The sequence below is a fragment of the Mesorhizobium sp. M4B.F.Ca.ET.017.02.2.1 genome, from assembly GCF_003998955.1.
GTDB classification, from domain to species: domain Bacteria; phylum Pseudomonadota; class Alphaproteobacteria; order Rhizobiales; family Rhizobiaceae; genus Mesorhizobium; species Mesorhizobium abyssinicae.
Map to the genome: position 1 here is coordinate 1 of NZ_RZOF01000640.1, position 1,051 is coordinate 1,051.

Sequence of the window (1,051 nt, forward strand, 5' to 3'; positions counted from 1 at the left end):
CGCGCGCCGCCATTTGCTTTCGCAGCCGAGCAGTGCGCTCGCGGTATTCCTGCTGACTAAATGCAGGTACGCGTTCCTGTTGCCTAGAGGTGGGCATGAGCAGCTTTCTCCTATCTTGGTAAATGTCAATTGCAATCAAGTGCAGGCCAGCAAGAACAATCTCATCAGTTCATCTAGATTATCCCGCTTACATTATTTGCGTGCGACAACCAGGAGGCGCGAGCTCTCGGATGTAAACGGTTCACCTTCCTCCCCATAAGCTTCCACAGAAACGAATCCCGCGCTTCGCAACATGCGAACATATTCAGAAAACCCATACTGCCTGTAAGAAAGGTGAGTTCGTCTAACGCGTCCATCGCGGACGACAATTCTTTCGAGGTGCTCGCGATCACTTAGCACATCGTTGTTAAATATATCGATTCGTACATCGTCGTTGCGCTGTGCAACGTCACACATAGAATACTTATGACGCAGAGACCCGATTCGATTGGGGTTATCGATTAACAGACGCCCGCCCTTTCGAAGGGACGAAGCGGCTTCACGAAGAACTCTCTCATTATCCGTGTCATCGAAATAGCCAAAGGTCGTGTACCAAAGAAAAACTGCGTCGAATCGATCTCGCCAGGGAAGTGAGCGCATGTCGCCCACAGCATACTCCACATTTACTCCGAGTTCAGCTGCATCCGCTTGGGCCTTTTTTAGCAAGATCGGTGAGATATCAAGCCCGGCTACATGCGCTCCTTTTTCCGCTAATCGGTTGGCAATTCGCCCATAGCCACATCCCAGTTCGAGAACTGCGTTTCCCTTCACGAGAGAAAGGAGATTCCAAATTAACTCCGTTTGATTGTCACTTTTTCTGGGGGGGTTTATTACGTCTCCAAAATATAGATAATCTTCACTGAAGTATAATCTGATTTCCGTCAGCGATGCGTTTCCTTTAAGATTGTCAGCCACGTATTTTTTCCTCTTACCACTGTTATCCAAAGAGCTTTTGTTCCACCATGATTATTCGCATATATTGCACCGCAGTTAAAGAGAATATTTGTGAAGG

At 47.8% G+C, this 1,051-nt stretch carries 1 protein-coding gene; it reads right to left on the reverse strand.

Annotation, left to right across the window (positions count from 1 at the left end; translation table 11 throughout):
* Positions 1 to 192 precede the first annotated feature (192 nt).
* On the reverse strand, positions 193 to 954 hold the full coding sequence (locus EN738_RS34550) for a class I SAM-dependent methyltransferase (RefSeq protein ID WP_189523700.1): 762 nt from the start codon (positions 952 to 954) through the stop codon (positions 193 to 195).
* Positions 955 to 1,051: the final 97 nt, after the last annotated feature.